The 12,627-nt window shown below is 68.7% G+C and carries 13 protein-coding genes; 12 read left to right on the top strand and 1 reads right to left on the bottom strand.

All coding sequences use genetic code 11. The features are described 5' to 3' along the window. Nucleotides 1-397 precede the first annotated feature (397 nt). The 12 genes from IEY81_RS23785 to IEY81_RS23730 all read left to right on the top strand — a co-directional run bounded on the left by IEY81_RS23785 (nt 398) and on the right by IEY81_RS23730 (nt 11,198). Complete coding sequence (locus IEY81_RS23785) at nt 398-985, top strand: type IV toxin-antitoxin system AbiEi family antitoxin domain-containing protein (RefSeq protein WP_189120978.1); 588 nt, start codon at nt 398-400, stop codon at nt 983-985. Between the two features lie 125 nt (nt 986-1,110). Beyond that, a complete protein-coding gene (locus IEY81_RS23780; RefSeq protein WP_229788130.1) occupies nt 1,111-1,887 on the top strand; it encodes a nucleotidyl transferase AbiEii/AbiGii toxin family protein in 777 nt (258 codons plus the stop codon). A gap of 542 nt (nt 1,888-2,429) precedes the next feature. Continuing rightward, nucleotides 2,430-3,404, top strand: coding sequence for an AraC family transcriptional regulator (locus IEY81_RS23775; RefSeq protein WP_189120976.1), 975 nt, complete (start codon nt 2,430-2,432; stop codon nt 3,402-3,404). A gap of 89 nt (nt 3,405-3,493) precedes the next feature. After that, on the top strand, nt 3,494-4,312 hold the full coding sequence (locus tag IEY81_RS23770) for a nitrilase-related carbon-nitrogen hydrolase (RefSeq protein WP_189120975.1): 819 nt from the start codon (nt 3,494-3,496) through the stop codon (nt 4,310-4,312). After that, nucleotides 4,309-4,989: a DUF2848 family protein gene (locus IEY81_RS23765; RefSeq protein ID WP_189120974.1), complete on the top strand. Its 681-nt coding sequence runs from the start codon at nt 4,309-4,311 to the stop codon at nt 4,987-4,989. The genes IEY81_RS23770 and IEY81_RS23765 overlap by 4 nt, the downstream gene beginning before the upstream one ends. Next, nucleotides 4,989-6,464, top strand: coding sequence for a 4-hydroxyphenylacetate 3-hydroxylase family protein (locus IEY81_RS23760; RefSeq protein WP_189120973.1), 1,476 nt, complete (start codon nt 4,989-4,991; stop codon nt 6,462-6,464). The genes IEY81_RS23765 and IEY81_RS23760 overlap by 1 nt, the downstream gene beginning before the upstream one ends. Next, nucleotides 6,461-6,817 (top strand): cupin domain-containing protein, encoded by a 357-nt coding sequence (locus tag IEY81_RS23755; RefSeq protein ID WP_189120972.1) that lies wholly within the window; start codon nt 6,461-6,463, stop codon nt 6,815-6,817. The genes IEY81_RS23760 and IEY81_RS23755 overlap by 4 nt, the downstream gene beginning before the upstream one ends. 13 nt (nt 6,818-6,830) lie before the next feature. After that, complete coding sequence (locus tag IEY81_RS23750; protein ID WP_229788129.1) at nt 6,831-7,343, top strand: flavin reductase family protein; 513 nt, start codon at nt 6,831-6,833, stop codon at nt 7,341-7,343. Nucleotides 7,344-7,438: 95 nt separating this feature from the next. Then, complete coding sequence (locus IEY81_RS23745; protein WP_189120971.1) at nt 7,439-8,770, top strand: MFS transporter; 1,332 nt, start codon at nt 7,439-7,441, stop codon at nt 8,768-8,770. A 16-nt stretch (nt 8,771-8,786) separates the two neighbouring features. Continuing rightward, nucleotides 8,787-9,779, top strand: coding sequence for a helix-turn-helix transcriptional regulator (locus IEY81_RS23740; protein WP_189120970.1), 993 nt, complete (start codon nt 8,787-8,789; stop codon nt 9,777-9,779). A gap of 202 nt (nt 9,780-9,981) precedes the next feature. Further along, nucleotides 9,982-10,425: a nuclear transport factor 2 family protein gene (locus IEY81_RS23735; RefSeq protein WP_189120969.1), complete on the top strand. Its 444-nt coding sequence runs from the start codon at nt 9,982-9,984 to the stop codon at nt 10,423-10,425. A gap of 11 nt (nt 10,426-10,436) precedes the next feature. Continuing rightward, complete coding sequence (locus tag IEY81_RS23730) at nt 10,437-11,198, top strand: alpha/beta fold hydrolase (protein WP_189120968.1); 762 nt, start codon at nt 10,437-10,439, stop codon at nt 11,196-11,198. A 219-nt stretch (nt 11,199-11,417) separates the two neighbouring features. Here the strand turns inward: IEY81_RS23730 and IEY81_RS23725 are convergent, their stop codons facing one another. Beyond that, entirely contained in the window at nt 11,418-12,401 is a 984-nt protein-coding gene (locus IEY81_RS23725; protein ID WP_189120967.1) for a bile acid:sodium symporter family protein, read from the bottom strand. Nucleotides 12,402-12,627: the final 226 nt, after the last annotated feature.

The following is a 12,627-nucleotide window of genomic DNA, read 5'->3' as shown; positions in this document are numbered from 1 at the left end:
CGCCTTCGCAATGAGAAGGCCAGGGGTTCGAATCCCCTCAGCTCCACCAAGAAACACCAGATCAGAGCGGGCATCTGTCATCCAGAACCAGAGGATGAACAGATGCCCGCTCCGCGTTTACTCGCACTTTTTACACGAGCAACCCGCTCTTCGAGTCGGCGCGCTCGCGCTGAGGATGTTCTGACTGGGCGCGCGCGAGCTCGCGGGTAGAACCGCGCGATGAACTCATCACTTCCGGACCTCATTGAGCCCCACGACGGTCCCCGCGGCGGCACGCTGCTCACCGACGAGGACGTCGACCGGATCGGTGCTCACGTTCCGTCCTGATGGGTCTACGCACCGCCGTGCTCGGATCAAAACCATACACACTGTCTTCGACTGTGTATGGTTTTGATCCATGGTGGGATTGGAGTCGCTCCCCGCGACGTTCACGACCCGGGTGGCCCGCGGGATGGAGGTGCATCCCCGGGACCTATATCGATGGCGCGACAACGGCGAAGTGGTCGAGTTGTCTCGAGGGGTGTTTCGCCGAGCGGATGCGCCGGAGCCGACGTATCCGGACCTGTTGGCGGTGGCGATGCGGGCGCCACGCGCGATCGTGTGCTGCGTGAGCGCTGCGGTGGTTCACGGGCTGAGCGACGAGATGGAGCCAACCGTACAGATCGCGGTCTCCTTGGCGCGGAACGCGCCGCGCATCGCCTATCCGCCGACCACCGTGTTCCGGTTCGACGCCGAGACGTTCGAGATCGGCCTCTCACGGGTGGAGGTCGCCCCGGGAGAGTACGTACGCATCTACGACCCAGCGCGGACGGTGGTGGACCTGATGCGCCTGCGGCACCGACTTGGTGAGCCGTTGGCACACACGGTGCTGAACAGATACCTGGCATCGCCAGGTGCGAAGCCGGGTCGGGTGCTGGAGTACGCCAGCGTTCTGGGTGCAGTGGGGCCGGTGCGCTTGGCGCTGGACATCGCGGGGGCACGATGAGTCGGCCGACGCGAGAGACCGCCGCGGGGCGTGCCTACCTGGATCTGCAGAATCGTGCCCGCCGGGAGCGCAGACGTACCCAGGACCTGTTGACGATGTATGTCGTGGAGCGATGGCTGGCCCGGATGAGCACATCGCCGTACGCCGGTGACTTTGTCCTCAAGGGTGGCATGCTCCTGGCGAGCTTCGGGAGCCGGCGCCCGACCACCGATGCGGACGCGCTGGCTCGGAACATGCCCGCCGAGGAGAGTGCTGTCGCGGCCCGGGTCGTCGAGATCGCAGGTCTGTCCGACCCAGACGACGGAGTCGTCTACCTGACCGAGACCGTCAAGGCGGAGATGATCCGAGATGATGCGCTCTATTCCGGGGTCCGCGTGACCATGGAGGCGACGCTCGGTACGGCGAGGTTGAAGCTCAAGCTGGACATCAACTTCGGAGACCCGGTCACCCCGGAGCGGTCGGTGGTCGAGCTTCCGGCTCTGCGGCCAGGCACGGCGCCGGTGCGGATCCTGGGCTATCCGATCGCAACCGTGCTCGCGGAGAAGATCTCGACCGCGATCGATCTCGGGCCTGCGAGCACAAGAGTGCGGGACTGGGCCGACATCTACGCGCTCGTCACGACCCATGACCTCGGCCGCGCCGAGGTGCGTACGGCTGTCGCTGCCACCATGGCCTTTCGAGGTGTCGAAGTCAGGCCGATGTCTGACGCGGTCGGTGACCTGGTGAAGGTCAGGGCCTCCGCGTACGTCGCGTATCGACGCGGCCTGGGTGCTGATGGCGAGCATCTCCCTTTGACCTTCGAGGAAGTCGTGGCGATGGCGGTCCGGTTCGCCGACCTGGTGTTGAGTGCGGATGCCATAGGCACTGCGCTGTGGCGGGCTGAGACCCGGGCATGGTCCTGAACTCTGCTGCGGCGGGTGCCCTGACTCCGCGAATACTCCGCGAAAACCGCTTCGAGAGACCTCGAGGTCGGCCGAGCCGATGAGGTAGCGTGGATCTCGTCAGCAACATCAGTGACAGATGTTCGCCCAGGTCAAACGGTGATTCCTCCGAAACAGGCCGAGAAATCTCGAGAGGTGCGGTACCCGAAGGACGGTGCCAGGCACCAAGAGAAGGCCAGGGGTTCGAATCCCCTCAGCTCCACCGATCAAACCCCGATTGACCCGCTGGAACGCGGAGGGTCGATCGGGATTTTGTGCATGTGCCGCCGGTTGTGTGATGCCTTCCCCTCGGATTGTCGATTGCGGGCGGGGCTGATCGTCGAGCTGCTCACCTCGTCTCAACCCTGGCGTGCTCGCGGATGCCGGGCGACCTCGAAATCGTGGCGCCGTCGCGCGTCGATGGTCGGACGTGCCGTTGACGCTGCCGGATCGGGGAGCCATGATCGGGGGATTCGAGAAGTCTCGTAGTCCGTCCGCTCACGATGTCGGGAGGTGGCATGGGAGTGTCCACGCTGGCGCGCCTGGCGGCCGACCGTGGTCGTGCCGTGCTGTCGGAGACCCAGGACGCCGACCAGGTCATCGACGTGTGCACCGGGGCTCTGCGCCCCCACTCCCTCGCGGTACGCCAGCCCCGGGCAAGGCTCGTCACGACTCTCAACCATGTCCAGCTTCAGGACGCGTCGGTCAACCTGCTGCGCTATGGGGCGGAGGTCACGGTGAGCTCCGGCGACGGGGTCCTCGACGACTATCTGCTGACGCTCCCGGTGGCAGGGGCGGGGAAGTTCCGCTACGGCGGCACGGAGACGCTGGCCGCGCCCGGCCGTGGCGTCATCATCGGTCCGCACCGCGAGTTCGAGTTCGAGTTCGATGCCGCCTGGGACCAGGTGATCGTGCGCCTCGACCGGTCACGGGTCGAGGCGGTGGCCGCCGGGCTGACCGGCGAGGTCGGGGCGGTCCACTTCGACGTTCCCCTGGCCGAGGACGTCATGGGCCTCAACGGCTTGCTGGAGTCGGCCGTCAACCTCGTCGACTCCGCCGCGGTCGAGCATCGCCCGCAGCTGATCTGGCAGCTCGAGCAGGTGATCATCGAGACCCTGCTGCTCGCTCAGCCCAACAACCGGACCCCTGCCGGCCGTGAGGATGCCCGGCCGGTGTCGCCGCGCCTGCGGCGGGCGATGGACCTCATGCTCGACCGGATCGGCGAGCCCGTCACCGTCACGGAGGTGGCGGAGGCGTGCGGCACCAGCGTACGCAGCCTGCAGGCCGGCTTCCGGCGCGAGCTCGGCACGACCCCGATGCAGTGGTTGCGGTCCCAGCGCATCGAGCGCGCTCACGCGCTGCTGGCCGGCGGGGCGCCGGGACTGTCGGTGACCGACGTCGCCTTCAGCTGCGGGTTCTTCCACCTCGGTGAGTTCGCTGCCGCGTTCCGCAGCAGATACGGCGTCACCCCGTCTGCGGTGCTCGCCGAGCGGCGCTGACCCGCTGAGCCACCTCCTCGCGCAAATCCGAGTGCGCGGCGGCGCCTTTCCGATATCGGATGTGGTCCCCGTCACGTGATCGTGGGGGCATGCAGATATCGCTCCTCCAACTCGCCAGCCCGGACAGCGAACCGGTCGAAGAACGACTCGCTCGCGTCGACCGCGCGGTTCTCGCCGAGCGTGCCCTGCGCGATGTCGACCTGCTGGTCCTGCCGGAGATGTGGACGGCCGGCTACTTCTCCTTCGAGCAGTACGTCGAGCGTGCCGAGCGGTTCGAGGGTCCGACTCTCGCCGCGGCCCGCGGCTGGGCGAACGCCCTCCAGGTCTTCGTCCACCTCGGCAGCTTCGTCGAGGTCGACGACAGCGGCCGCCTCCACAACACCTCCGCGGTCATCGCCCCTGACGGCACGGTGGTCGCGACGTACCGCAAGATCCACCTGTTCGGCTACGGGTCTCGTGAGTCCGAGCTGCTGACGCCCGGTGACGGCCTCGGTGTCGGCCCGGTCGCGGGTCCTGCCACCGGCATCACCACCTGCTACGACCTGCGCTTCCCCGAGCTCTTCCGCAGCCTGGTCGACGAAGGTGCCGAGCAGGTGGTGGTCTGTGCCGCCTGGCCCGCCGCCCGGCTCGAGCACTGGCGGCTGTTCACGGCCGTACGCGCCGTCGAGCAGCAGGTCAACATGATCGCCTGCAACGCGGTCGGCGAGCAGCAGGGCGTCGCTCTCGGCGGCCACAGCCGGGTGGTGGCGCCGACCGGCGAGGTCCTCGTCGAAGCGGGCGCCGACGAAGGCTTCACCCATGCCGACGTCGACACCGGTCTTCCGCGCCGGTTCCGCGCGGAGTTCCCCGCCCTGGCCGACCGCCGCTGGCCGACGGCCCCCAACACCCCGATGAAGGAGTACGCATGAGCACCCCCGCGACGCGCCTCCGGCTCGGCACCGTCGACGGTGCCGATGTCGAGATCGCGCCGACCCATCTCGTCGTCGCCGGCTACACCGGCCGCGACCAGGAGGCGGTCCGCCACCACATCGACGAGCTCGCCGCGATCGGCGTGCCGGAACCGGAGACGATCCCGGCCTTCTACCCGCTCGATGTCGACCGCCTGACCACGGCCGACCACATCGAGGTCGACGGGACGGAGACCTCCGGCGAGGTCGAGCCCGTTCTCATCCGGGCCGACGGCACCTACTACCTGACCATCGGTTCGGACCACACCGACCGGAAGATGGAGACCGTCGACATCCGGCTCTCGAAGGCCGCCTGTCCCAAGCCGCTCGCCTCCACCGTCATCGAGCTCGGCGACCCGCCTGACCTCGTCGACTGGGACGCCATCGTCGTCCGGAGCTGGGTCGACGGCACCCTCTACCAGGAGGGGACGCTCGCCTCGATGCTCCCGATCACCCATGTCCTGAGCGAGTGGGACCAGCTCAGCGGCAGCTCCGCTGTGGCACTCGTCCTCTTCGGCGGCACCCGGCCGCTGATCGACGGCAGCTTCCGGTACGGACGCGACTGGCGCATGCAGCTCGTCGTGCCCGGCCATGACCCCATCGAGCTCACCTATTCCGTCTCTGCGAGGAGCAACTGATGCGCACCAGCACCGACTATCTCGCCTCCCTTGACGACGGCCGCCAGGTCGTCGTCGACGGCAAGCCCGTCGAGCACATCGTGAGCGACCCGGCCTTCGCGCCGATCGCCCGCACGATCGGCGAGCTGCTCGACCTCGCCGCCGATCCCGCCAACGGCATGCAGGTCCACGACGACGTGACCGGGGGGCCGGTCAACCGCCTGTTCACGGCGCCGCACAGCCCCGAGGAGCTGCGGTCCTGGCGTGATGCGGCCCAGGTGTGGGCCGACCACACCTACGGCTGGGTCGGACGCTCGCCCGACCACGTCGGAGCGTTCGTCGCCGGCTTCGCGGCCCATCCCGGGGCGTTCGCAACCGAGCGTGGTCTGGCCGACAACGTGCTCGCCTTCCACCGTCGCATCGTCGAGAACGACCTGTACGTGTCGTACGCGATCATCCCGCCGCAGGTCTCGCGCGCCACGACCGCGCACGCCTGGGAGGGTGACTTCATCCAGGTCGGGGTCAAGGAGGAGCGCGAGGACGGCATCGTCGTCCGCGGCGCGCAGATGCTCGCCACCGGAGGTGCAGTCGCCGACGAGATCCTGGTGTCCTGCATCAAGCCGCTCCAGGCCGAAGACACCGACTTCGCCATCAGCTTCACGGTCCCGGTCAACGCCGACGGCCTCACCCTCTACTGCCGGCGGCCCTACGCCCCGGGAGCGTCGAGCGAGTACGACTACCCGCTCACCTCTCGCTTCGACGAGACCGACGCGCTCCTCGTCTTCGACGACGTGTTCATCCCGTGGGAGAACGTCTTCGTCTACAAGGACGTGGCCGGGATCCGCGCGCAGTTCTTCGAGACCGCCGCCCACGTCCTCGGCAACTTCCAGGCCCAGATCCGGTTCGCCACCAAGCTGAAGTTCCTCGCCGGGATCGCGCGCAAGGTTGCCGCCGTCAACGGCGTCGACAGGTTCCCCGGCGTCGTCGAGAAGCTCGGGGAGCTGGCCAGCCTGGTGTCGGTGGTCGAGTCGGGCGTCAACTCCGCGCTGTTCACCGCGACGACCGACGCGCAGGGGGTCGCCCGCCCGGGAGCGCAGGCGCTGTACGGCGCTATGGGTCTGCAGGCCGAGATCCATCCGCGCGTCATCGGGATCCTGCGTGACCTGGTCGGCGGGGGAGTGCTGCAGGTGCCCTCGAGCGTGCATGAGCTCGTCGAGGAGACCACCCGCGACGACATGGAGCGCTACGTCAGCAGCCCCGGCATCTCCGCGGTCGACCGGGTGAAGCTGTTCAAGCTCGCCTGGGACGCGGTCGGGAGCGAGTTCGCCGGCCGCCACCAGCAGTACGAGCTCTTCTACTCAGGCGCCCCCTTCGTCGTGAAGGGCTACGCCTTCCGCAACTTCGACTACGACGCACCGGTCGCGTCCGTCGAGGAGTTCCTGGCGTCGTACGGCGTCAGCGAGCTCGCCGCCATCACCGAGGAGATCAACGCATGAGCAAGCCCGAGATCGAGTTCACCCCGATCACCGACATCGACTACACGCTGTGTCCCGGCGACAACCCGCTGATCAAGGAGCGGATCCTCGCCGCCGACCCGGAGAGCGGTGTGGCGACCCGCATCCTGCGCTACGAGCCCGGCGCCGACTCCACCGAGATGGGCGTGCAGAAGCACGACTTCTGGGAGGAGGTCTACATCATCGAGGGATCGTTCCACGACATCACGCTGGGCCGGACCTTCGTGGCAGGCGAGTTCGCCTGCCGCCCGCCGGGCATGCCCCACGGTCCGTGGCGCAGCGACGAGGGTGTGACCACCTACGAGGTGCGCTACCACGCCCGCAGCAGCGACTGAGGAGGTGAGGACGGTGACCGCATCCCTGGTCGACTCGATGGCAATGCGACAGACCATGGGCCGCTTCGCCACCGGCGTCGCTGTCATCACGACAGAGCACGACGGCGTCCCGCACGGGATGACCGTCAACTCGTTGACCTCGGTCTCGCTCGACCCGCCGCTGCTCCTGGTCTGCTTCAACCACGGAGCCCGCAGCGCGGATGCGGTCACGTCCGCGGGACGGTTCGCGGTCAACATCCTCTCCGCACGCCAGCAGCCGATCGCCCTGCGCTTCGCCCAGCGCGGCGAGGACCACTTCGCAGGGCTCGGGCTGGAGTACGACGGGCACCGTGTGCCCGTCGTACCCGGGGCGCTGGCACATCTCGACTGCGACGTCGAACGGGTGGTCGAGGCGGGCGACCACACGGTCGTCTTCGGCGAGGTCAAGGACGTCTGCGCCCGCGAGGGAGGGGCACTCGGGTTCCATCGCGGCAGGTTCGCGGACGTCACCCCGCACGGGCACGAGCCCGAGCACTGGTTCTTCTAGGCCTGACGACCAGGCCGGAAGAGAAAAGGCCCCGGTGACTGCGGCAACAGTCCCCGAGGCGAGGTCATTGGACACGCACCCTTCAGGAGAGACCCATGTCCAGAACAACCCTCGATCAACCTAGCAAGCAGTCACGGCGAAGGTCACACACCAGCCTGCCGGTGGTCGCCGGCTCGAGCCTCGCCGGCACCGCCGTCGAGTGGTACGACTTCTTCCTCTACGGGACCGCCTCGGCGCTGGTCTTCAACACCCTGTTCTTCCCGGCCTCCGACCCGCTCGTCGGCACCATCCTCGCCTTCGCCACGTACGCGGTCGGCTTCCTGGCGCGCCCGGTCGGTGCGATCGTCCTGGGTCACTTCGGGGACCGGCACGGGCGTCGCGCCACGCTGATCGCAAGCCTCGTGCTGATGGGTGGATCCACCTTCCTGATCGCGTTCCTCCCGAGCTACGCGACGGTCGGGGTCGTCGCACCGATCCTCCTGGTGACCCTGAGACTGGTTCAGGGCTTCGCGCTCGGCGGCGAGTGGGGCGGTGCCGTCCTGCTCGTCTCCGAGCACGGCGACGAGAAGCGGCGTGCGTTCTACGCCTCGTGGCCCAACATCGGCCCGCCCCTCGGCAACCTCGCCGCCGCAGGCGTGCTGCTCGCTCTCAACAGCATGCTGACCGACGAGGCGTTCCTCTCCTGGGGATGGCGGATCGCCTTCGGGCTCTCGGCGCTCCTCGTCGTCATCGGTCTGTGGCTGCGGCTCTACGTCGCCGAGACGCCCCTCTTCGAGCAGGCTCAGAAGCAGTCCCGGCCGAAGGGGCTTCCCGTGGGCGTCGTGGTGCGCAAGCACTGGCGGATGGTGCTGCTGGCTGCCGCGACTCGCTTCGGTGAGAACGCCGGCTTCTACATCTACTCGCTGTTCGTGATCACCTACGTCACCAAGATGATCCACCTCGACCAGTCGGTGGCCCTCACCGCCGTGCTGATCGGCCAAGGGGCGGCGGTGGTGGCGATCCCGGCGATCGCGGTGCTCGCGGACCGGATCGGGCGACGGCCCATCTATCTCGCCGCGTCGGCGGCGACGATGGTCTGGGCATTCGCCTTCTTCGGGCTGCTGGACACCCGGGACACGACCCTGATCGTGGTGGCCGTCTCCGGAGGTCTGTTGATCTTCGCCGCCTTCAGCGCAGTGGTCGGCGCGTTCTTCTCCGAGCTGTTCCCGACCGAGGTGCGCTACTCCGGCGTATCGCTGGCCTACAACCTCGCCTCCGTCCTGGCCGGCTCGCTCGCGCCGATCATCGCGATCGCGCTTTACCAGAGGTTCGCCACCGGGTACGCGATCGCGGCCTACCTCGCAGCCATGGGTGCGGTCTCCCTCGTCGCTTCTCTGATCGCGAAGGAGACACGGGAGACGAATCTGGCTACGGTCGGGCAGGACTGAACGGAGGGGGGTGCGCGTGTCCGTCGTCGAGATCGCTGAGATCGTACGGGGCCACGGCACCCCCCTTCTCCAGGCTGCCGACGAGGTCGACGAGGTGGTCCGTGCCTGCGCGACGGCCGTACGGCCGCACGTGCTGCGGGTCCGTGGACGCGGCGCTGATCTCGCCGCGCGCCTGGACCACCTGCCGAGCGGGGTCGGGCTGAGCCGGCTGCACTACGGCGCCGACGTCACCATCTCGGGGGTCGCCCCCGAGCAGGACGAGTTCATCGTGGTGCTGCCGGTGGCGGGTCGTGCGCGCTTCGACTACGGGCAGGCGACCGCCGTGCTCGGGCCCGGGACGATGTCGGTGGTCAGTCCCTACCAGCCGTTCACGCTGGAGATCGACCGCGACTTCGACCAGGTCCTGGTGCGCCTGGACCGGCGGCGGGTCGAGAGCACGGCGGCGGCGCTGACCGGGGCCTCGGGGGCGGCGCCCGTCCACTTCGAGCTGGAGTCGGCGCGGATCAGTCCAGGACTCGTGGGACTGATCGACGCGGCTGCCCATGTCGCGGCCGACCCGCACGTCGCCCAGCGCAACCGTCTCGTGCGGCAGGTCGAGACGCTGGTCATCGAGGCGCTCCTGCTGGGGTATCCGAGCAACCTCAGCGGGCGGCTCGCGGGCGCCGCGACCAGCCCGTCGGCCGAACGGGTCCACCGTGCGATGGACTACATGCTGGTGAACCTCGCCGACCAGATCTCACTCTCCGACGTCGCTCGCCACTGTGGGGTGACCCTGCGAAGCCTGCAGCTCGGGTTCCGGCGCGAGGTCGGGATGTCGCCGGGTGAGTGGCTCCGGAACCAGCGTCTCGAGCGTGCCCATGCTCAGCTCGCCAACGCCAGCGAGACCGAGACCACCGTGACTGCGGTGTCGTTGGCGTGCGGGTTCCCGCACCTCGGCGACTTCGCGGCGAGGTTCAAGCAGCGCTTCGGCGAGTCGCCGTCGACCGTGCTGCGCGGCTCACGCAGGTAGGCCGCCTTCGTCCGCGGACAGCCGTTCGCGTTCGTGCTGATGAGTGTTCGCATCCGCGATTGGCGGGTGTCTCGTGGTCGACAAGACTCGAACGAACCGCACCAGCGGTCGACGGTCTGGATCTCAGAGCCGTCGCCACGGACGACCTGCGTCATGACGGGTCGCCGTTCCATCATCACGTCACAGGACAAGGAGAATCACCATGTCGCTTTCCGTCGAGGACAAGCTCGCGATCATCGAGCTCTCCAACGCACACGTGCGCGCACTCGACAACCACGACGTCGACACCTGGGTGTCGGCCTGGCTTCCGGACGGCAAGTTCATCGCGACGTACGGCACCTTCGTCGGACATGCCGCGATCCGCGAGTTCATCAACGGGCACATCGCCGCCGGCAAGGAGGACGGTGCCCGCCACCTGATGACGAACTACACCGTCGACGGTGACGGTGACTCCGCCACCATCACCTGCGCAGTCACCAAGATCCAGGTGGAGAAGCCTCCGTTCATCATCGCCTCGGGCATCTATGCGGACAGCGTCGTGCGCACAGCGGACGGCTGGAAGTTCGAGTCGCGCCAGCTGGACGTGGACAACGGTGTCTTCGCCCGTGCCGAGGCGGAGGCGGCAGACGCCGCCTCGCAGCGCTGAGGTGTCCGACCATGAGTGAGCTCGCCGCAGAACGGTGGGGAGACTCGGGCCCCAGGATCGTCATGGTGCACGGCAGCCTCGGCTCTGCCGCAGCTGCGTTCGGTGAGCAGAAGGTGCTCGCCGACCGGTGCCAGATCGTCGCCCCGTACCGCCGGGGTTACAGCCCCAGCCCGAGCACCGAACGGATCGACCCCGATCGAGATGCGCGCGAGATCGTCGACCTGCTCGGCGACAGTGCGCATCTGGTGGGGACGTCCATGGGCGGGGTCGTCGCCATGAGGGCCGCGGCCCTGGCCCCGGAGAAGGTTCGGTCGCTGACCGTGATCGAGCCCCCGGCGATGCCGAACGGGGCAGGTCGACCGGCAGCGGACCAGCTCATCGCAGGGCTGCGAGACCACTGGGCCACGGCGGACCCCTCGGACCTGGAGTCCTTCGTGGCAGGGTTCCTCAAGGTGCTCGGCGTCGATCTCGAGCTGCCCTCGCCGCTGCCGCCGCCGCTCGTCGAGGCGGTGCGAAACCTCACGACCGAGCGGCCCTGGGAGACCGGGGTCCCGGTGGAGCAACTCGCCCGGACTGCCTTCCCCAAGCTGGTCGTGACCGGTGGTGGGACGCCCGGTTTCGAGGACGTGGGCGACGCGCTGGCGGAGGCTCTGGCCGCCAAGCGGGTCCTGTTCGAGGGGAGCCCGCACGCCGTCCAGCGGATCGGACAGCGGTTCAACGACGAGCTACTCGCTCAGCTGAACGCTGCCGAGGCCGCGATCGCGCAGGCCTGACCGCGGCCCGGGCGGGCGGTGGAGAGCCCCCGAACCCGTGATGCCGGCTTCCGGCTCGGCGGCTCTCCACCGCGCTGATTGCGGTCGCGGGCTTCGCCCGGGTTCACGTCATCGATCTCGCGCGCCGCTGCTTCCTCCCGGTCATGGCGGGGCTCGTCCTGGCGACGTTCCTGGCGGTCGTCTTCATGTAGCGGCGCGCAAGCAGAGCGCGGCGAGCCGTCAGGACCTGGCCTGCTGGCTCCCGGCCACCGGTGCGCCGGCCTCGCGGGCCGTGCCTTCGATCGGGCGCCGCGACCAGTAGCTCGCGATGGTCGAGCCGGAGACGTTGTGCCAGACGGAGAAGATCGCGGCGGGGAGGGCGGCGGCGGGGGCGAAGTGGACGGTGGCGAGGGCGGCGGCGAGGCCGGAGTTCTGCATGCCGACCTCGATGCTGATGGCGCGGCGGCTGGAGACCGGCATGCGGCAGACGCTGCCGACGGCGTACCCGAGGGCGAGGCCGGCGAGGTTGTGGAGGACCACGGCGACGACCACGAGGAGGCCGACGGAGAGCAGGGTGGAGGCGCTGCTGGCGACGACGGCGAGCACGACCGCGGTGATGCCGAGGACGGAGACCAGGGGGAGGACGTCGATCACGCGCTCGATGAGTCGCGGGAGGAGGAGGCGGAGGACGAGGCCGAGGAGGACGGGTACGAGCACGATCTTCACGATCGAGACGAACAGGTCGCTCGCGGCGACCGGGAGGTCCTCGCCGACGAGGAGCAGCACGAGCAGGGGCGTGAGGAGCGGTGCCAGGAGCGTCGAGACCGACGTCATCGCCACCGAGAGCGCGGTGTCGCCGCGGGCGAGGAAGACCATCACGTTGGAGGCGGTGCCGCCGGGGGCGCAGCCGACCAGGATCATGCCGGCGGTGAGCACCGGGGAGAGGCCGAGCAGGTGGGCGATGCCCCAGCCGAGCAGCGGCATCAGGGTGAACTGGGCGGCGACACCGAGCAGCAGGGCCCACGGCCGGCGGCCGATGATCGCGAAGTCGCTGGGGCGCAGCGTCATACCCATGCCGAGCATGATGATCTGGAGGAGCAGCGGGACCTGAGCCGACCAGCTCTCGAAGGTGCTCGGGGTGATCAGGGCGACCGCTCCGGCGATCAGGACGATGAGGGCGAACCAACGGCCCACGAAGGCGCTGACCTGTCTGACGGTGTTCATGCTCTTCCTCCCGGATGGTGCGAGTCGGCCCCCGCCGTGGTCACCCGCCGCATTCTGCCCGACGAAGACTGGTGCGCTCGTGGCCGGTCGATCGCCGAGACCGGAGCCCTCCGAGGAGACGACGACGTCCCGCCCGCCTCCCCAGCAGGGCGGCGTGACGGGACGTCAGAGGAGGCTTCAGGCCTTCTTGGTGGCCCAGAAGATCTCGGCGATCTCGTCGATCTTG

Origin of the sequence: Nocardioides luteus (genome assembly GCF_014648595.1) — a bacterium.
In the GTDB taxonomy this organism is placed as follows: domain Bacteria; phylum Actinomycetota; class Actinomycetes; order Propionibacteriales; family Nocardioidaceae; genus Nocardioides; species Nocardioides luteus.
This window is presented reverse-complemented; position numbering and strand designations above follow the sequence as displayed.